Annotated in this window: 17 protein-coding genes; 9 read left to right on the top strand and 8 right to left on the bottom strand. The window is 66.0% G+C overall.

The features are described from left to right. The first annotated feature begins 24 nt into the window (after positions 1-24). Genes BRW65_RS00625 through BRW65_RS00640 form a run of 4 tightly spaced genes read left to right on the top strand, consistent with a single transcriptional unit; the run spans position 25 to position 3,816 of the window. Positions 25-840 (top strand): SDR family NAD(P)-dependent oxidoreductase, encoded by an 816-nt coding sequence (locus BRW65_RS00625; RefSeq protein WP_073870057.1) that lies wholly within the window; start codon positions 25-27, stop codon positions 838-840. Between the two features lie 5 nt (positions 841-845). After that, positions 846-1,382 (top strand): nuclear transport factor 2 family protein, encoded by a 537-nt coding sequence (locus BRW65_RS00630; RefSeq protein ID WP_073870059.1) that lies wholly within the window; start codon positions 846-848, stop codon positions 1,380-1,382. After that, on the top strand, positions 1,379-2,326 hold the full coding sequence (locus tag BRW65_RS00635) for an SMP-30/gluconolactonase/LRE family protein (RefSeq protein ID WP_073870061.1): 948 nt from the start codon (positions 1,379-1,381) through the stop codon (positions 2,324-2,326). Before BRW65_RS00630 ends, BRW65_RS00635 begins: the two co-directional genes overlap by 4 nt. Continuing rightward, a complete protein-coding gene (locus BRW65_RS00640) occupies positions 2,323-3,816 on the top strand; it encodes an adenylate/guanylate cyclase domain-containing protein (RefSeq protein WP_084187621.1) in 1,494 nt (497 codons plus the stop codon). The genes BRW65_RS00635 and BRW65_RS00640 overlap by 4 nt, the downstream gene beginning before the upstream one ends. A 21-nt stretch (positions 3,817-3,837) precedes the next feature. Here BRW65_RS00640 and BRW65_RS00645 read toward each other — a convergent pair whose 3' ends face one another. Then, complete coding sequence (locus tag BRW65_RS00645; protein ID WP_073870063.1) at positions 3,838-5,133, bottom strand: amidohydrolase family protein; 1,296 nt, start codon at positions 5,131-5,133, stop codon at positions 3,838-3,840. A 117-nt stretch (positions 5,134-5,250) separates the two neighbouring features. On the opposite strand from BRW65_RS00645, the gene BRW65_RS00650 reads away from it, so the two are divergent. After that, on the top strand, positions 5,251-5,469 hold the full coding sequence (locus BRW65_RS00650) for a hypothetical protein (RefSeq protein WP_073870065.1): 219 nt from the start codon (positions 5,251-5,253) through the stop codon (positions 5,467-5,469). Between the two features lie 9 nt (positions 5,470-5,478). Here the strand turns inward: BRW65_RS00650 and BRW65_RS00655 are convergent, their stop codons facing one another. The 6 genes from BRW65_RS00655 to BRW65_RS00680 are packed head-to-tail and all read right to left on the bottom strand — an operon-like array spanning position 5,479 to position 11,793. Next, positions 5,479-6,618: an acyl-CoA dehydrogenase family protein gene (locus tag BRW65_RS00655; protein ID WP_073870067.1), complete on the bottom strand. Its 1,140-nt coding sequence runs from the start codon at positions 6,616-6,618 to the stop codon at positions 5,479-5,481. Between the two features lie 2 nt (positions 6,619-6,620). Beyond that, entirely contained in the window at positions 6,621-7,664 is a 1,044-nt protein-coding gene (locus BRW65_RS00660) for an acyl-CoA dehydrogenase family protein (RefSeq protein WP_073870069.1), read from the bottom strand. Positions 7,665-7,666: 2 nt separating this feature from the next. Further along, a complete protein-coding gene (locus tag BRW65_RS00665; protein WP_073870071.1) occupies positions 7,667-8,866 on the bottom strand; it encodes a cytochrome P450 in 1,200 nt (399 codons plus the stop codon). Positions 8,867-8,912: 46 nt separating this feature from the next. Continuing rightward, a complete protein-coding gene (locus BRW65_RS00670) occupies positions 8,913-9,362 on the bottom strand; it encodes a VOC family protein (protein ID WP_073870073.1) in 450 nt (149 codons plus the stop codon). Next, complete coding sequence (locus BRW65_RS00675) at positions 9,359-10,561, bottom strand: CoA transferase (RefSeq protein ID WP_073870075.1); 1,203 nt, start codon at positions 10,559-10,561, stop codon at positions 9,359-9,361. The genes BRW65_RS00670 and BRW65_RS00675 overlap by 4 nt, the downstream gene beginning before the upstream one ends. Next, a complete protein-coding gene (locus tag BRW65_RS00680; protein WP_084187673.1) occupies positions 10,558-11,793 on the bottom strand; it encodes a CaiB/BaiF CoA transferase family protein in 1,236 nt (411 codons plus the stop codon). The genes BRW65_RS00675 and BRW65_RS00680 overlap by 4 nt, the downstream gene beginning before the upstream one ends. A 107-nt stretch (positions 11,794-11,900) precedes the next feature. Here BRW65_RS00680 and BRW65_RS00685 point away from each other — a divergent pair, with 107 nt between their 5' ends. Genes BRW65_RS00685 through BRW65_RS00700 form a run of 4 tightly spaced genes read left to right on the top strand, consistent with a single transcriptional unit; the run spans position 11,901 to position 16,653 of the window. Further along, positions 11,901-13,106, top strand: a complete 1,206-nt coding sequence (locus BRW65_RS00685) for a cytochrome P450 (RefSeq protein ID WP_073870079.1) — start codon at positions 11,901-11,903, stop codon at positions 13,104-13,106. Positions 13,107-13,166: 60 nt separating this feature from the next. Then, complete coding sequence (locus tag BRW65_RS00690) at positions 13,167-14,387, top strand: CaiB/BaiF CoA transferase family protein (protein ID WP_073870081.1); 1,221 nt, start codon at positions 13,167-13,169, stop codon at positions 14,385-14,387. Positions 14,388-14,440: 53 nt separating this feature from the next. After that, positions 14,441-15,298, top strand: a complete 858-nt coding sequence (locus BRW65_RS00695; protein WP_073870083.1) for a mycofactocin-coupled SDR family oxidoreductase — start codon at positions 14,441-14,443, stop codon at positions 15,296-15,298. Positions 15,299-15,306: 8 nt separating this feature from the next. Next, positions 15,307-16,653 carry a phosphotransferase gene (locus BRW65_RS00700; RefSeq protein ID WP_139272799.1) on the top strand — a complete coding sequence of 449 codons (1,347 nt, stop codon included), beginning with the start codon at positions 15,307-15,309 and terminating at the stop codon, positions 16,651-16,653. 211 nt (positions 16,654-16,864) lie between these two features. On the opposite strand, the gene BRW65_RS00705 is transcribed toward BRW65_RS00700, so the two are convergent. Then, positions 16,865-18,079, bottom strand: coding sequence for a cytochrome P450 (locus BRW65_RS00705; protein ID WP_073870085.1), 1,215 nt, complete (start codon positions 18,077-18,079; stop codon positions 16,865-16,867). Positions 18,080-18,132 lie beyond the last annotated feature (53 nt).

Consider the following 18,132-nt stretch of genomic DNA (forward strand, 5'->3'; position numbering starts at 1 on the left):
TCCGATGGGCGTGAGGAGAAGCGAATGACGCTGCACCGGAACGCCGCATCGCTGGACGGCCGGGTCGCCGTCGTCACGGGTGGGGGCGGCGGGATCGGAAGCGCGGTCGCCGCGGCCTTCGCCGAATTCGGTGCACGGGTGGCCATCTGGGAAAGGGACCAGCAGAGCGCCGCGGCAGTGGCCGCGCGCATCGGCGGCCTCGCGTGCGCCACCGACGTACGCGACGCCGAGCAGGTCGACGCGGCCCTGGCCACCACCGTCGAAGAGCTAGGACTTCCGACCATCCTGGTCAACAATGCCGGCGGCGTCTTCTGGTCCGGCCTGCTGGACACCTCTCCCAACGGCTGGGATGCGCTGATCCGGATCAATTTGACCCAGGTCCTGCTCTGTACGCAGCGCGTCGCGCGGGCCCTGGTCGAGGCTGGACGAGGCGGCTGCGTCATCAACATCAGCACGATCGAGGCGATACGGGCCGCGCCCGGATTTGCCGCCTATGCCGCGGCCAAGGCGGGCGTGGTCAACTTCACCAAGACCGCCGCGCTCGAACTGGCACCGCACAACATCCGCGTAAACGGGCTCGCGCCGGACTTCACGCTCACCGAGAGCCTGCAGAAGATGGCGCCCAACGGCGTCGAGAACGCCAAACTCATGGTGCCGATGGGTCGGGCCGGCCACGTCGACGAAATGGCCGGGGCCGCAATCTTCCTCGCCAGCGATCTCAGCGCGTACGTGACCGGGCAGACGCTGCATGTCGACGGCGGAACGTCGGCGGCCGGCGGCTGGTATCACCACCCGCAATCGGGCCGCTACATACTCGGCCCGCCGACCCCGGTGCCCTAGTCCCGATGCACGACGCCGAAGTCCGGGACCTGTTGACGAAGGAAGAGATTCGTCAACTGCCCTACCGCTATGCCGCCGCGATCGAGGCCCGGAATGTCGACGCGATGGCCGAATTGTTCGTCCCGCACGCCCGCTTCGGTGAGCACGGTGAGGGCCGCGAGGCGCTCCGCCGGCTGATGTCGGCCAGCCTCGACGCGAGCGTGTTCGCGGTCATCCTTGTCGCTAACCACCTCGTCGAGCTGGACGCCGACGACCGCGCTCACGGGCAGGTCTGGGCCCAGTGCTTTGCGCAGACCCACGCCGAGGGGTTTGTCGAACAGCTCATCAAGTACGAAGACCACTACGAGCGGCACTGCGGGCGTTGGCTTTTCCTGCACCGAAGGCATCGCCTGTTCTACGGCGTGAGCCGCAAGTCGTCGCCCTTGACACAAGAAGCCGCATCCTGGCCACGAAAGCAGACCGGGGTGGGTGACCTGCCGCTGGCCGACCCGGTCTTCACGGCTTGGTGGCAGAGCAAAGCCGACGGGGAAACGCGGCCGTGAGCACTCACCGTTGCCTAGCCGAGGGGCTCGCCTTCCCCGAAAGCCCGGTCGTCTACGACGACGGTTCCGTCGTGGTGTCGGAGATGGCGGCGGGCAGAATCACCCGCGTCCGCCCCGATGGCGTCACCGAGACGGTCGCCGAGACCGGCGGTGGCCCCAACGGGCTGGCCCGGCTTCCGGGCGGCCGGCTGGTGGTCTGCCAGAACGGCGGTTCCACCTTCGGGCAAGGCCCGTGGCCGTACGACTTCGACGGTTGCACAACGCTTTTCCGGCCGGTGGGGCCGCCCGACCACCCCGTCGTTCCCGCGCTGCAGCTGGTCGAAGCCGACGGTCGGGTCAGCACCCTGTTCACCGAATTCGCCACGCGCTCCGGCAGCACGGTGCCGCTGATGCGGCCCAGCGACATCTGCGTTGACGGCGATGGTGGCTTCTATGTCACCGACGGCGGCGCCACGCGCAACCGCAACCGCGGCATGACGGGACTGCTCTACGGCACCGTCGACGGTGGGCTTCGCGAGATCGTCTACCCGCTCGAGATGCCCAACGGCGTGGCCCTGTCCCCGGATGGGACGTTGCTCTACGTGGCGGAGACGCGCACGCGGCGAGTCTGGGAATTCACGCTCGACGGGCCGGGAGCGGTGTCCAGGGCGCGCGGTCTGGCCACGGTGCCCAGCGGTGGCCCGCTGAATATCGGTGGGGCGGACGGCCTCTGTGTGGACGCGGCCGGCCGGATCCTCGTCGCGACCCTCGGGACGGGCGGTGTCACCGTCTTCTCCCCGACCGGCGAACTGTCGGGCGCCATTCCGGCCGACGACCCGATGACCACCAACGTCGCCGTGAGCGCCGATGGCGACACGTTGTTCATGACGCTCGCCTCATCGGGGCGACTGGTCATGGTGGAGAACTGGCGGGAACGCGTGGGCGCTGCCCCGACGTCGCCGTGAGGCCGGTCCGGCGGCGGCTGCGCTCGCCGTTCGCTCCCGCCGGAAGACCACTGCTGATATCCGGCGCAGTCATCCCGACACTTGTCGGCGCGGCGGTGATCGCCGCACTGGCCCTCTGGGGCCTACCGACCGGCACAGCGCTCGCACAACAACACGTGCTGAAGCTCAACATCGTTGCGGCGCTAAGCTATTGCGCGACCAGCCTGCCTCTCGCGGTCATCTTCGGTTACCTGTGGATGAGCCTGCCGGCGGGTGCGAGCGATGCCACCGCGCGGCGCGTCGTGTTGGCCATACCGAGGAGAATGGCGGTCGTCCACGGGACCGTGTGGTCCACGGCCAGCGCGGTTTTCGTGCTCATCAATCTCGGCACACCGTGGCTGGCGGCAACGCTGGGCGTGTCGATGATCCTGGGCGCGATCGTGACAACCGCACTGTCCTACTGGATGTGCAAGATCGCGCTGCGACCGACAACAGCCAAGCTGCTCACCGGCCACCCACCGACACAACCAGAGGGACCAGGCCTTCGGCTGCGTGCGGTGAGCGCCTGGGTGATCGGAACGGGCGCACCGCTCCTGATGGTCATACTGGTCGCCGCCAGCGCCTTGGCCGTCGACTATCCGGCGCACCGTCTCGCGCTCACCGTGCTGGTACTCGGCGGCTGCGCCATGGCCTGCGGCCTGGTGGTCGCGGCATTCACCGGGTCGGCCATAGCCGACCCCATCGATGACGTGACGCGCGGCATGCAATTGGTTCAGCGCGGCCAATTCGACGTGTCCGTAGCCGTTTTCGACACGTCCGAGCTGGGACTGTTGCAGGCCGGCTTCAACACGATGGCGGCCGGGCTGCGGGAACGCGAACGGCTGCGCGACCTGTTCGGCCGCCACGTCGGCCACGATGTGGCTCGTTTGGCCGAGCAACTCGCCGCCGGCGGCCAGATTGAGATGGGGGGCCTCAACCGCGAAGTCGCGGTGTTGTTCGTGGATCTGGTCGGCTCGACACGACTGGCCACCACGCTGGAGCCAACCGATTTGTTGGCGACGCTCAACGACTTCTTCGCGGTGGTGGTGAACGTCGTCGAACAAAACCGGGGTCTTGTCAACAAGTTCGAAGGGGACGCCGCACTGGCGATTTTCGGCGCTCCCGTCGACGACGTCGACTGCGCCTCGCACGCGCTGGCGACCGCGCGTGAACTCAACGGCCTGCTGAATCCGCCCGGCGCGCCGATAAGGGTCGGCATCGGGGTGTCGGCCGGCATGGCGGTGGCGGGCAACGTCGGTCACCCTGGCCGTTACGAATACACGGTGATCGGCGACCCGGTGAACGAGGCCGCCCGGCTCACCGAGGTCGCCAAGCTGTCGGTCGGGGTTGCCGCGTCAGCCGCGGCACTGGTCATGGCCGGTCAGGAGGAGTCGCGGCGGTGGCGAGTCGTCGACTCTAGAGTGCTACGCGGTCGCACCACGTCGACCGATATCGCCGTCCCGGTCGATTGACGTGCATGTGCATGAGCCAGATCAAACCTTGTGCGACTTCTGCTCTTCCATCTTGTTCAGGAAGGCCTCCAAGCCGATGCCGCCGTGGTCGGCCATGACCTCGTCGTAGTCGTACTGTGGCGGGTTGCCACCGTTGGGGCGCCACCCGGCATCCGCGGTACAGGATTTGAAGCCGTCCTCGGGGAAGGCGTACCAGCGCCGCGCGTTGAGTTCGACGATCTTGGCGGCCTCATCGTCGGACACGTCCGCGAGCATCTCCTCGGCGCGCGCGCGGCTTTTGGGCCAGAACGAGTCGGAGTGCGGATAGTCGCATTCCCAGGTGATGTTGTCGATGCCAATCTGGTGGCGCATCGACATGCCGACTTCGTCTTCGATGAAGCATCCGGAGATGTTGCGCCGGAACAATTCCGACGGCGCCACCGTGGGGTGGATGTTCTGGTAGAACTTGTGCTTGCGCCAGACGTAGTCCGCGCGCTCGACGAGGTACGGCATCCAGCCGACGCCGCCTTCGGAGAACGCGACTTTGAGGTTCGGATGCTTGTGGAACACCGGCGAGAAGATGAGCTCGGTCGCCGCAGCCATCGACGTGGTACCCATCAACGTGATCATCACCGCGAACGGCGCCTCGGGTGCGGTCTGGGGTGGGAACCCACCACTGCCGAAATGCATCACCGCGGTCATGTTGGTCTCTTCGAGCGCCGACCACACCGGCTCCCAGTACGCGGTGTGGTAGCTGGGCAGCTTCAGGTTGGTCGGGTTGTCCGGCAGCCCGATCGCCCGCGCGCCCTTGGCTGCCACCCGCTCGATCTCGGCGACGATCAGGGCCGGGTCCCACAGCGGCGTGATCGCCATCGGGATGAACCGGGCGGGGTCGGTGGCGCACCACTCGTCGAGTGAGAAGTCGTTCCACGCCTGGACGGACAGCTGCGCGAGTTCCTTGTCCTCGCCTTCCAGGAAAACGGTGCCACAGAAGCGCGGGAAGGACGGAAAGCACAACATGGCATGTACGCCGTCGATGTCCATGTCGGCCAGCCGGGCTTTCGGGTCGTAGCACCCGGGGATCATGTCGGCGTACCGGATCGGATCGACGCCGAACTCCTCGGGCGACTTGCCGGCGACAGCATTCAGCCCGATGTTCGGATACGGCCTGCCCTCGTAAACCCATTGCTGCACCGGCGGGGCCCCGTCGCGCGGAAAATCAACGATGCGGGGACCGTCGTCGAGGAATTTCTTCGGCAGCCTGTCCGCCCAAACCTGCGGTGGCTCGATCAGGTGGTCGTCAACGGACAGGAGTTTCATCGAGGGTTGCAGCGGCATTGTCGGAGTCGTCTCTCGAAGTCGTGCGATACGGTACAACTGAACAGATTATGACCAATTGACTATAGCGCCGATCCTGGTTGGAGCTCAAACGAACAGCACGCATCAAGGAGAAACGTGACACAACCCGAAACCCCACAGCCGCGCATCCCCCACGACGATTGGGCCGATCAGGACCTGCTCACGAAAGGTGAGGCAGCCGAACGCCTCGCCGCCGAAATAGCCGAGGTCACTGCCAAACTGGGCGCGTCCGACGACAACGACGAAGCCCTGACGCGACGACTCAAGGGGCTTCGGGAGGCCTACGAGCACCTGACCGCGGGCCCCCAGGGCTGACCCGGCCACTCAAGCCCGCGGCAAGCCCAGCACCCGTTGCGCGACGATGTTGCGTTGGATTTGGGCGGTTCCGCCGTAGATGCCGGCGGCGCGCGACCACACGTAGATGTCCCATTCCAGTCCTTCGGTAAGCAGCGGGCCGCCGGCCGAAAGGTCCATCATGGCACGGGCGAAGAACTGGTCGGCGCGCGTCATGAGCAGTTTGTCCACCGACCCCTCCGGCCCGGGAAGCTTGCCGTTTTGGCGCTCCGTGAGCGACCTCATGACCTTGATCTGCAGCGCGCGCAACTCCACGTAGGCCTGCCCGAGCCGGGCCCGCGCCGACGGGGAGTCTTCGAGCCAGCCGACGCGAACGTCGTCCTCGAGGCGCCGTAGCTGCGTCTTGAGGCGGCCGATCCAGTTGATGTCGCTTGGACCGCGCTCGTAGGCAAGCAACTGGTTGGCGATGGACCAGCCCTCCCCGCGCTTGCCGAGCAGGTTGCTCGCGGGGACGTCCACATTGTCGAAGGTGATCTCGGTGAACTCGCGATTGCGCGCGGCGTTGACGATGGGGCGCACCTCGATGCCGGGCGTCGACATCGGCACCAGCAACACGGAGATCCCCGCGTGCTTCGGCGCGTCCGGCTCGGTGCGGCACAGCAGGAAACACCAGTCGGCGACCGCACCGAAGCTCGTCCAGATCTTGCGGCCATTGATGCGAAACATCTCACGTCCGCCGGTATCGATGAAATCGGCCCGGGTTTTCAGCCCGGCGAGATCAGATCCGGCCTCGGGTTCGGAGAACCCTTGACACCAGCGCACGCGGCCGGATAACAGCCCAGGCAGCAGCGTGTCTCGTTGCTCCTCGGTACCGAACAGGCGCAACGCGTTGCTGAGGTGACCGACGCCCTCGATGGGCGCGGCACCGGCCCGCCCGAGCTCGTCGTTGAGGATCGCCTCATAGACCGGCGCCTTCCCATGCCCCCCATATTCGACGGGGAAGGACAACCCGATGTATCCGGCTTCGTAAAGGGTCTGGTGCCAGGCGTTTTGCGCGTCCGCACGGGCGGCCGGGTCGTCGGGGATCGCGGCGTCGGCGGCATGGTCGGACAGCCACTGCCTGAGCTCGGCGCGGAACTGCGCTTCGGGTGCGCTGTCGTTGAAGTCCATCGTTAAGCGAGCTCCCGATTGGCCAGCCGCAGCGCGGCGATGGCCTCGTAGTGCAGCGTCTCGTCGCCGAACAACCGCCGGTCCAACAGAGTCCGGCGCAGCCGCAGGTGCGAAACGTGCTCCCAGGTGATCGCGATGCCACCGAAGACCTGAACCGTGGTCTCCACCACCTCCCGGCCCGCGGCCGAGGCGTATGCCTTGGCCGTCATCGCCGCCAGGCGGGCCTCGTCGGCCGGCAAGTGGTCGATCGCCCACGCGGCGTGCCAGAGGCAACTGCGGGCGCCTTCCACTTGCACCAGGGCATCGGCGAGCAGATGACCCACGGCCTGAAACGAGCCGATCTTGACCCCGAATTGAGCCCGCTCACCCGCGTAGCGGACCGCGTCGTCCAGGGCACCCTGCATGATGCCGACCAAGTCGGCGGCCATTGCGGTCATCGCCAACGACTCCACCCGCTGCCACCGTTCGTCATCGATGGCCTCTCCGGTCACCACCGCCGAAGCGGCCGAATCGGCTGGCAAGCAACGGAATTCGCGGGTCAGGTCCAGTCCACGCGGGTCATCGCCGCCCAGCGGTGCGCACACAAGCCGGCGTTGTCCGTCGGTGCGGGTGGCCAGTAGCCCGTGGGTGGCGCCCGCGGCGTCGAATGCCACCCCAGGTCGGTGAGCCGAGCCGAAACCCATCAGGTCGGGGACCAGTACCGGCGCCAACCGAAGGCCGCCTTCCGCAATGAGCTCCAGTTCCTTCTCGGCTCCGGCCGCCTCCAGGAGTTCGGTGGCGAGCACCGCCTGGCCCGCCACCGGCACGGCGCTGAGGGTTCTGGCGAGTTCTTCGATCACGATGACGGTTTCGACGCCGCTCGCTTCGAGTCCACACAGGCGCGGCGAACGCAGCGTGGGCACACCGAGATCCACCAGTCGGCGCCACTGGGCGTCGAGCGCCTCGCCGGTCGGGATCTGGTCCGCACTGGTAACCCCCACGCTCTCCCCCAGCTGCGCGGCGGTGTCGCGGAGCAGTTGCTGCTCGTCGGTGAAGGCGATCTCCATAGTCAGCGCAGGGTCATCTCCACGCTGGTGTATCCGCGCACCGTCGCGGTGAGCACGCGTTCGCGCACCCCGATGGCGTAATCGGGGAACTTGTCGGCGATGTATTCGAATACCAGCTGCGCCTCCCGGCGCGCCAACCATTGCCCGAGACAGATATGAATTCCCCACCCGAAATACACGTCGGTGCCGCGCGGCCTGTCGATGATGAAGCGGTCGGGGTCCTGGTAGCGCCGTTCGTCCCGGTTGGCGCTGCCCAAGAGCAGCAGCACCCAGTCGCCGGCGTCCATCGTGACGCCGTGACGCTCGATGGGCCGCGTCAAGGTGCGCGCCACCCAGTGGCTCGGCGTGTCGTAGCGCAGCGCCTCGTTCACCGCGGCCGGAACGAGGCTGCGGTCCTTCACGATGCGCTGCCACTCCTGTGGGTGCTCGGCCAGCGCGACGAGGCCGTTGGAGATCAGCTTCTGTGTGGTTTCCGAGCCGGCGGCCGAGAGGAGATTGCAGAACATCAGCACCTCGTGCGCGGTCAGGGAGCGCTGACCGCCGGCTTCGGGGTCGTCGAACGTGGCCTGCAGCACAACGCTGATCAAGTCGTCACCCGGGTCGGTGCGGCGCCGTTCGATTAGGTCACCGATGTACTGGCTGATCAGGCGGTTGGCTTCAATGGCCTTGGCCGGCATTGCGACCTGCCCCTCCTCCCTGGTGAGGAAGGCCTCCCACCAGACGCGCAGCTGCGCACGGTCGCTGTGCGGCACGCCGAGGAGATCCCCGATCACGTCCGTGGGTACCGAGAACGCGAAGGCCTCCATGGCGTCGACGGTGGTACCTGGTCGCAGCCGGCCCAGGTGCGTGTTGACCACTACCCGCAGGGCGGATTCCATGGCGGCGACCGCTTTTGGCGTGAAGAAACCCTTGAGGACCCCGCGAATGCGGTCGTGGCGGGGCGGGTCCATCGAGATCACCGAGTACTTGCGTCCGTCGTTGTCCGGGTTCTCCGGCGCCGGACCGCGTTTGGACGAGAACGTCTCCCAGTCGCGCAGAGCCTGCGAAACGTCCTCGAATCTGGACAGGACCCACCAGCGGTTCTCGGGATCCCGGTAGACCGGCGCCTCGTCTCGCAATCTCCGATACACCGGGTATGGATCGTCGAAGATCGCCTTGGAGAACGGCGAATACATCAACTCGCTGGTCGCTGGCACAGCCATGACTCTATCATCGCGATGAACAATTGGACGCTGAGTGACTAACTGCTCAGTTGCTTGGCGGCGTGCGTTCGATCAACTCGATCCAGTTGCCGTCGGGGTCGGTGGCCATCAGTCCCCGGTTGCCGCCCTCGAACGTCACCGTTCGTTCCGGTCGGGCCTGGCCGCCCAGGCGCTCAATACGCCCGACGAACGTGTCCGGGTCGTCGACGCGGAAAGACAGGTGCGTGAAGCCCACCGCGTTCATCCGGCGGGGCCGGCGCTTCTCGCGCACGCCCGGCGCCGGGTAGCTGAGCAACTCGAGTCGAAATCCGTCGTGCTGCAGGTAGACGAGGTCGAGCACCAGCCCGGGCACGCCGAGCAGCCGCGCCGTCTCGGGCCCGTCGACCCGCAGCCGACCACATTCGTCGAATCCCAATGCCAGGCAATAGAATTGGACCGACCTTTCGAGATCGCTGACACACAACCCGATATGGGTGAGGCGGTCACCGGGGGTCATGCGGAGTCGTCGGCGAGTTCGTCGAGCAGCGCGTTGTGTTCCCCGAGCAGGGGTGGCCGTACCGGGCCGCCCGCTGGATTGGCGGTGAACAGATACGGTGTGCCCGGATAGCGGAAGGTCTCCCCCAGTTCGGCGTGGTGGACCGGCACGTGAAACCCGCGGGCGGCGATGTGTTCGTCCTCGAAGGCCTCGTCGGGTGAGAGCACCGCTCCGGCGGGGAATCCGCGTCGCTGGCTTTCCCGGAAGTACTCGTTGGCCGGCATCCGGGAAGCGATCAAAGTGGTCGCGTCGCGGGCCGCCATCAGTATCGCGGTGGTCTCGTCGTCGGCGCCGATCATCGCAATGTCGACCGGCTCGTCACGAGAGGCGGCCATTTCCAAGAACACCGCCTCGGGAAGCTCGTCGGTCAGGCCGAGGTCCGCGAGCCAGTTCAGCAGGTTCGCGAATTCGGGCGGCTTGCGGGGCAGCACGCCCGTGGTGGCGTAGGCGCCGTCCGCGCACCGGACCTGAGTCGGTTGGCTCCGCGTGAAGTACGCGTGACGACCGGTCTGCCGGACACACGTCTCGTTGTTGACCAGCCATTGGTAGGTCGTCTGTTCACAGCTGACGTTGCAGGCGGCGTTGACGCTGACGTCGACGAGCTGACCGTGGCCGGTCTGGTCGCGGTGCGCGAGGGCCACCAGCGCTCCGATCGCGCAATACAGGCCGGCGATGTTTGCCGACTGCTCGCCGGCGCCGCGGACCGGCGGCAGGGAGTGGTCGTCGTAGCCGCAGTTCCAGACCGGGCCCCCACCGGCGAGCATGGTGAGGTCGGTGACCGGTTGGTCGGCCCGCACGCTGCCGAGCCCGAAGGGGGTGACCGCTACCCAGATCAGGGGCGGGCGCCGGGCATCGCCGACGGGGCCGGCGCCGGAGATCACGATGTCGGCGCTAGCGATCAGGCGCTCCAGTGCGCTGACACCCTCCGCGGTGTCGAGATCGACGGTCACCGACCGCTTGCCCACGTTGTCGCTCCACCATCGCAGGCTGGTGTCCGGGCCGATGTTGTTGTGCGCGAACGGCGGCCGCGACCGGTGTGAGGATCCGGCCGGAGGCTCGACGACGACGACCTCGGCGCCGAGTTCGGCGAGCAGCCTTCCCCCGACGGGGGTGAACTGGCCGCTGATCTCGACGACGCGGACCCCGCTCAGCGCGTTCAGATCACACCCTGCTTCGTCAAGTCGTCCAACTCCTCGTCGCTGCGCCCGAGCAGCCCGCCGAGCACGCTCCGGTTGTGTTCACCCAGACACGGCGCGGGCCGGGAAATGCTCCACGGCGAGTCCGACATCCGCAGAGGAAGGCCCTCCACGCGCACCGTCCCGATCTCGGGATGCGTCACGGTCGGGAAGAGTCCCCGTTCGGCGAGGTCCGGGTCTTCGTCGATCCTTTCCCGGGGCGACTTGACGACGCTAGCGGGAACCCCGGCCGCGCTGAGTTCGCTTGACAACGTGGCCGCTTCGCGGGTCCGGGTGCACGCGCCGACGAGTTCGTCGAGCGCGTCGGCGCCGAGCAACCGCTGTTCCAGGGTGGCGAACCGATCGTCCGTCAGTCGCGGTTCATCGAGGACTTTGGACAGCAGCGCGACGTCCCGGTCGTCGCGGCAGGCGATGGCGATCCACCGGTCCTCGCCCAGGCACGGGTAGATCCCATGCGGGGCCATCTCACCGAAGTCGGCGTGGTTACCGTTCGGGAGCCCCGGCCGGCGCGCGGGCCGTCCGTTGACGGTCCAGTCCAGCACCTCGGTGGGCAGCATCGCGATACCGGCCGGCACCGTGGCCAAATCGATGTGCTGGCCCTCGCCCGTGCGTTCGCGCTGATGCACGGCCGCCAGAATCGCGACCGTCATGTAGTAGGCGGCGATGTGGTCCATGAACGAGTAGCCCCATCCCGCGGGCTCGTGGTCGGGCAGCCCGGCGGTGAAGGTCAGGCCGCTCAGCGCCTGAACGATCGGACCCCAGGTCTTGAAGTCGCGGTAGGGGCCGCTGTGTCCGAAGCCGCAGTTGGAGACGTAGATGATGTCTGGCTTGATCCGGCGCAGCTCGTCGTAGCCGAAGCCCATCCTGTCCAGCACGCCGGCCGCGAAATTCTCGCAGACGAGGTCGGAGACGGAGATCAGCTCGCGCAGCAGCTCCTTGCCGGCCTCGAGACGCAGGTTGATGGTCACGCCGAGCTTGCCCACGTTGTGGTTGTTGAAGCCGGCGCCAAGATTCACGCCCCGACGCTCGTCGACGAACGGGCCCACGCCGCGCAACGCATCCCACATCCCGCGCGTTGCCGGGTCCTCGACGCGAATGACCTCGGCGCCGAACGCCGCGAGGATCTTCGTCGCCCCGGCGCCGGCCAGTTGACCGCCCAGGTCGCACACGCGAAGGTGGGATAAACCAGCGGTCACCATGCAACAATAGAACATTATTTGTTCTGTTGCCAATGCGATCGGGTGCGTCCCAGCCGCCGGGGTGGTGCTCGCAGATTAACAGTAGATGTTCTATTGTTCAGTCTATGGTGACGATCACAGCCGCTAGGTTCGACGAACCGGCGTTCTACCTCGGCGACCCGAACGCCACATTCGCGCAGCTGCGCGAGCACGACCCCGTGCACTGGTACGACGAGGGCAAGTTCTGGGTGATCACCAAATATGAGGACATCAAGGGCATCTCGGCTCGACCCGAGAAGTTCAAGTCGGAGCGCATTGGAATCATGATGGATCTGATTGCGCACCGGGAGGGCCGCGACCCTCAGGGCTACGGGCACCGCGGCATCATGTTCATGGATCCGCCGGTGCACCGGGTGCACCGCAAAGCCGTCGGCGTGCGGTTCACGCCGGCCGCGGTCGCCAAGATGGAGGCCCGGGTACGCCAGGTCGTCAACGACGTGCTCGACGACCTGCCGAACGGTGAATTCGACTGGATTCAACGGATCGCCGAGCCCATCCCCGTGTATGTGTTCGCGTACCTGCTGGGAGTGCCCGAAGAAGACTGGCCCAAGGTCGCGGGCTGGGCGACCACGATCGCCAACGTCGGCGGCGGGGCCGCGAGCGACGAGGACTACGCGTTCATCTTCGAACACATCGGGCCCTATCTGATGGGCCTCGTCGCCGAACGTAAGGAGCGTCCTCAGGACGATCTGCTCACGATGCTCTCCCAGGTGACCGTTGACGGAGAACCCTTCGACGACATGCAGGTGATGATCTACGCGCTCACCCTGCTCGCCGCCGGCAGTGAGACGACGCAGAGCCTGATCGCGGGAATCGCCGACTGTCTCGACACTCATCCCGACCAATCGGCGGTGTTGTTCGCCGATCCCGGCCTCAGCGGCAACGCCGTCGAGGAGGTGCTGCGTTACTGGACGCCGGTGATGAGCATGGCCCGGCAGGCGGCGCGCGACGTTCGTCTGCGCGGCGCGGAGCTCAAGGAAGGCGACGGGGTGCTGCTCGCCTATGCGTCCGCGAACCGCGACCAGGAGCACTGGGGCCCGACCGCCGAACAGTTCGACATCCACCGCCAGGACGCCGCCAATCACCTCGGCTTTGGGGTCGGCGAGCACTTCTGCATGGGCGCCGCCCTGGCTCGACGCGAAGCTCGTCTGCTGCTGGAGGAAGTGGCACGGCGCGCCAAGGGGATTCACGTGGTCGGTGACCGAGTGCCCCGCGTGTCGACATTGGTGCACACGCACGACCACCTGCCTGTCACGCTGGACTATCGCTGACATGGCAGCGAGGCCAGCTTGCCGCGCGCGTCAACCATCGTCATGCCGGTACGGATGTGCATGAACAATCCGATGGCGGGCGTGCGCGTCCTCGAGGTTGCCCAGTGGACCTTCGTGCCGGCCGCCGGGGCGGTGTTGGCGGACTGGGGCGCTGACGTACTGAAGATCGAACATCCGCACACCGGTGATGCCCAGCGGGGCCTACGTCAGCTCGGCAACGTGCAGATCGCCGGCGATCGCAACCCCGTCATGGAGCACGCGAACCGCGGTAAACGATCTATCGCCCTGGATATTTCGACACCGGCCGGCCATGAATTGCTGATGGACATTGCGCGCACGAGCGACGTGTTCCTGACGAACTTCTTGCCCGACGCCCGCGCCAAGCTGCGGATCGACGTTCATGACTTGCGGACGGCCAATCCCAACATCATCTACGTGCGCGGCAGCGCATACGGAACGCTCGGCGACGAGGCGGGCATCGGTGGCTACGACATGACGGGCTTCTGGAGCCGAGGCGGTAGCGCGGCAAGCGTCACCCCGCCCGATATGGCTGGCGTCGTCGCCCAACCCGGACCGGCGTACGGAGATTCCCTGGGCGGCATGACCATTGCCGGCGGAATCGCCGCGGCGCTGTTCGCACGTGAACGAACCGGTGAGGCCAAGGTGGTGGATGTTTCGCTGCTCGGAGTCGGGGTATGGGCGATGGGGGTGGCCGTCAACGCTGCGCTGATCTCCGGGCAGCCGTGGCAGGCAAACCCGGCCGGCGCCAACGTCACCGCGCACAATCCGCTGGTGGGCTTCTACCGGACCGGCGATGGCCGTTACCTGGGATTGTCGATGATGCAAGGTTTCCGCTACTGGGCAGACTTTTGTGCGCGGGTCGGGCTCGCCGAGCTTGCCGTCGACGAACGCTTTGCAAGCCATGAGCTGCTAACGTGCAATGCGGCGCAGGCGACTGCCATCCTGCGCGAGGTGCTCGGGAGCCAAACGCTCGAGCACTGGCGTAAGGCGCTGGCCGGCTTCGAAGGGCAGTGGGCGCCCGTACAGAATACCGTGGAGGTTGCGGCTGACCAGCAGGTCAGGGCGAACGGCGTCATCGCACCCATCCAAGGCAGCGGCGGTGCCGCCGAATTAGTGTCGAGCCCCGTGCTTTTCGATCAGACACCGTTTTCCCTCGGCCCGACACCGGAGTTCGCCGAACATACCGAGGCGCTGTTACTCGAACTGGGCAAGGACTGGGACGACATCATTGTCCTCAAGGACAGCGGAACCATCGCGTGACCAAGACGACCTTCATGGCCTGACGGCGAAAGAGCCAACAACGGAGGAAGCACATGAATCGAGTCAGCGGCAAAGTAGCGGTCGTCACGGGCGCCGCGCGCGGCCAAGGACGCAGTCACGCAGTCCATCTCGCCGACGAGGGTGCCGACATCATCGCCGTGGACATCTGCGAGGACATCTCGACCAACGACTACCCGATGGCACGCAAGAGCGACCTCGACGAGACGGCGAAGTTGGTGGAAAAGGCAGGCCGACGCATCGTCACCGCTGTGGCCGATGTGCGGGATCGGGCGGCCCTGAAGAAGGCGATTGACGACGGCGTTGCCGAACTGGGCGGGCTGCATGTCGTCGTCGCCAACGCCGGCATCTGCCCGCACGGAGAGCACAAAGGGTATCCGGCATTCCGCGACGTGTTCGACGTGAACTTTCTCGGCGTTGTCAACACCGTCAACGCCGCGTTCGACCATCTGAACACCGGTGCATCGATCATTGCCACCGGCTCGATCGCCGGACTGGTCTCCCAACAAGATATGTTCAACGGCGGCGGCAATTCGGGTCCTGGCGGACTCGGCTATGGCCTGGCCAAGAAGTTCGTCCGCGACTGGGTCAAATCGATGGCGATGACGCTGGCGGCGCGCGAGATGCGAGTCAACGCTGTGCACCCGACGAACGTCAACACCGCGATGATGAACAATCCGATGATGTACAAGACGTTTCGACCCGACCTCGAGGCTCCGACACACGACGATGCCTTTGTGGTCTACCCGATGCTCCAGGCGATGCCGGTGCCCTGGGTGCAGCCCGAGGACATCTCGCACGCCGTGGTCTACCTCGCCTCCGATGAATCGCGTTACGTCACTGGACTGCAGATGTTCATCGACGGCGGTGCCGCGCTGAAAATGGGTTTCTGACTCCGTGGATGACCATGACACCCGATGAGGCGGTACGAAGCTGGCTGGATAGTCACATCGGGCCCGTACGGGCCTTCGAGCGCCAACCACGTTGGCGCCCGGCCTGGTTCGCCGATGTCGAACGCGAGGGCACAATCGTGCCGCTTTATGTGCGCGGCGACCGCGAGGGCATGGAGTTCTCGTTGTCCACCTACCGCGAAGCGGACATCCTTGAAGCCCTGAAAAACCAAGGAATCCCGGTTCCACACATCTACGGTCGGATTGACGCACCACCGGCCATCGTGATGGATCGCCTGCCCGGCGCCAGCAATCTGTCGGGCTCGAAGAGTGCAGCAGAGCGCAACTCGGTCATCGACGAATACATGGAAATACTGGCGCGGATCCATCGCCTGGATCCGAGTGAGTTCTTGGCTGTCGGGCTCAAAATACCCAAAGATCCTCAACACCATGCGTTGTCGAGCTTCGAGGAGTCCGTGAAGCGGTACCGGTCCACCAAAAAGCGACCGGAGCCGTTCCTGGAGTTCGGCATCGGCTGGATCCGCCGCCACGTTCCCGCGCATCGGTTCGACCCCCGCTTCGTACTTGGCGATCCCGGACAGTTCATGTTCGCCGATGGTCGCGTGACCGGGCTGCTCGACGTCGAGCTGGCCTACCTGGGCGACACCGCACACGACCTGGCAGGACTGCGCCTGCGCGACATCTCCGAGCCCTTCGGCGACCTAGAGCGCGCGTTTCGGCGCTATGAGGAGGTCTCCGGCGTACAACTGGACCTGCCGGTGGTCGAGTTCCACACCGCGCAGTTCTCGCTCACCACGCCTCTTTCGTTAGTCATGATCCTGCACAATCCTTTTCCGATGAGCGACTTGCTGCAGTATGTGGAGTGGTTCCAGCAATGCTCGCTCAATGCAGTCGAAGCAATGGCCGCGGTCGAGGGCGTCGCCCTCGACGATTACCTGCTCCCGCAGACTCCAGATGTCCGCCAGGGCGGCCTTGTCGACGCGTTGGCGCCCATCATCGAGGAGCTAGCGGCCGAGACCGAGATTGAGCGCTTCCGTCGGCATCAGACGGCGCAAACCGCACGCTACGTTGCCGACATCTGCCAGCACGGTCCCGCGATCGAAGCCGAGAACCTTGACGATATCGAGCGTCTGCTCGGTTCCCGATGCGCCGACTGGCGTGCGGGCGATGAGGCCCTGGAGGCATTCGTGCTGGGCGCGCCGGAAGACATGGACGCCGAACTGATTCGGCTGTTTCACCGCCGTATTATGCGGCAAATGCGTTTGCTGGAACCAGTTCTCAATCGCAGTGGCGGCGTGCAGCCGCTGATCCCCCTGGCGCAGTTACTAGGACGCTGAGACCGGTGCGCCTCACCGGCCGCAGCGAACCCCGCCGGAGCCCGCGTGACACCGCAACCCGGTCACCGGCTTCCACCGCACCAGCCACAACAGGTTCGTGGACTGTCCATGTGCGTCCGCCGAACATACCGTGGCGCTCATCCTCGAACTCGGTGGCGACCGGGAGCACATCGCTTTGCTCAAAGATGCCGGCGCCATCGGCTGAAAACCGCTAACGGGCGGCCAACTCGAGACGCTCCCGGCGCCGGACCAGGATGCTGGGCAACCACTCTCCGACGTCACTCGCCTCCACCCATGTGGTGCGATCGAGCAGCATCCCCAACACGATTCGGGCCTCCAGGCGGGCCAAGGCGGCCCCCACACAGAAGTGCACGCCCCTACCAAAGGTCACATGTCCCTTGGCGTTGCTGCGGTCGAGGCGGAATTCGTTGGGTTCCTCGAAATGTGCGGGATCGCGATTGGCCGCTCCCCACATCAGCAGCAGATGGGAATTGGCGGGCACGTCGACTCCGCCGAGCGTGGTATCACGCATCACGTGGCGGTAGTGGCCGCGAAACGGCGCCTCGTAGCGCAGTACCTCTTCGATGAAGGCGCCCAGCAGTTCGGGATTGTCACGAACCTGCCTCTGGATTTCGGGGCGGTCGGCGAGGATCCATGCCGCGCTTCCCAACAGTGATGCAGTGGATTCGCCGGCGGCACTGAACAGTGTGAGCATTATCGTCAGTGCTGGGCGCTGCTCCAACTCGCCGGCAGCACAGCGTTGGGCCAGGTCAGCCATCAGGCCGTGTTCGGCTTCAGCACTTGGAGTTTCGAAATGTTCCACAACATAGCCGGCCAGTTCCATCGCCGCGGACCCGGCCGCTTCGAGCTGGGTCCGCGTGACAATACCGTCAAGCAGGGTCGTGGTGGCGTAGCCGAGGCGAATGAGCTTGTCGACATCACCGTCCGGAAGGCCCAGCAGCCTCGCGACCACCATCATCGGGAGCCGGTTGGCCATCGCGCTCATCCATTCAATCCGGTCGCCGCGCAGATGCTCGCCCCACAACCGGTCGGCGGTATCGGCGGCGAACTCGTCGATGATGCGGACCCTCTTCGCGGACAGGTGTGGTAGCAAGATCTTTCGGTGCATGGCGTGCACCGGATCATCCGCGGTGGCCAAGGCGTGGGAAGGGTCGCCGGGCGGAGCCATCTCGAACGGGGCGACCGTCCCGTCATCGTGATAGACCATCGTCGCGGTGAGGTTCGACGAAAAATCGTCGACCCGTTCGACCGCCTCCATCACGGCGTCCCACCCGCACACCGCGTAGAACGCCGAGCTTCCGATGCGATGCACCGGCGCCGCTTCGCGCATCCGCTCATACAGCGGATATGGATCCTGAAGCGCGCCGGCGCCGAAGAACTGGACGGGGTTGTCAAGGGTCATCATCGATCCACCTCGGTACGGGATTGAGAGCCGAGCCGTTGCGCCTGCGCCGCAGC

Source organism: Mycobacterium paraffinicum (genome assembly GCF_001907675.1).
GTDB lineage: Bacteria > Actinomycetota > Actinomycetes > Mycobacteriales > Mycobacteriaceae > Mycobacterium > Mycobacterium paraffinicum_A.

What these genes read in the sequence shown, in the direction of transcription:
- BRW65_RS00625 (WP_073870057.1), top strand. Translation starts at nt 25, where the DNA reads ATGACGCTGCACCGGAACGCCGCATCGCTGGACGGCCGGGTCGCCGTC.
- BRW65_RS00630 (WP_073870059.1), top strand. Translation starts at nt 846, where the DNA reads ATGCACGACGCCGAAGTCCGGGACCTGTTGACGAAGGAAGAGATTCGT.
- BRW65_RS00645 (WP_073870063.1), bottom strand. Translation starts at nt 5,133, where the DNA reads ATGCCGCTGCAACCCTCGATGAAACTCCTGTCCGTTGACGACCACCTG.
- BRW65_RS00655 (WP_073870067.1), bottom strand. Translation starts at nt 6,618, where the DNA reads ATGGACTTCAACGACAGCGCACCCGAAGCGCAGTTCCGCGCCGAGCTC.
- BRW65_RS00660 (WP_073870069.1), bottom strand. Translation starts at nt 7,664, where the DNA reads ATGGAGATCGCCTTCACCGACGAGCAGCAACTGCTCCGCGACACCGCC.
- BRW65_RS00665 (WP_073870071.1), bottom strand. Translation starts at nt 8,866, where the DNA reads ATGGCTGTGCCAGCGACCAGCGAGTTGATGTATTCGCCGTTCTCCAAG.
- BRW65_RS00670 (WP_073870073.1), bottom strand. Translation starts at nt 9,362, where the DNA reads ATGACCCCCGGTGACCGCCTCACCCATATCGGGTTGTGTGTCAGCGAT.
- BRW65_RS00685 (WP_073870079.1), top strand. Translation starts at nt 11,901, where the DNA reads ATGGTGACGATCACAGCCGCTAGGTTCGACGAACCGGCGTTCTACCTC.
- BRW65_RS00690 (WP_073870081.1), top strand. Translation starts at nt 13,167, where the DNA reads ATGAACAATCCGATGGCGGGCGTGCGCGTCCTCGAGGTTGCCCAGTGG.
- BRW65_RS00695 (WP_073870083.1), top strand. Translation starts at nt 14,441, where the DNA reads ATGAATCGAGTCAGCGGCAAAGTAGCGGTCGTCACGGGCGCCGCGCGC.
- BRW65_RS00700 (WP_139272799.1), top strand. Translation starts at nt 15,307, where the DNA reads ATGACCATGACACCCGATGAGGCGGTACGAAGCTGGCTGGATAGTCAC.
- BRW65_RS00705 (WP_073870085.1), bottom strand. Translation starts at nt 18,079, where the DNA reads ATGATGACCCTTGACAACCCCGTCCAGTTCTTCGGCGCCGGCGCGCTT.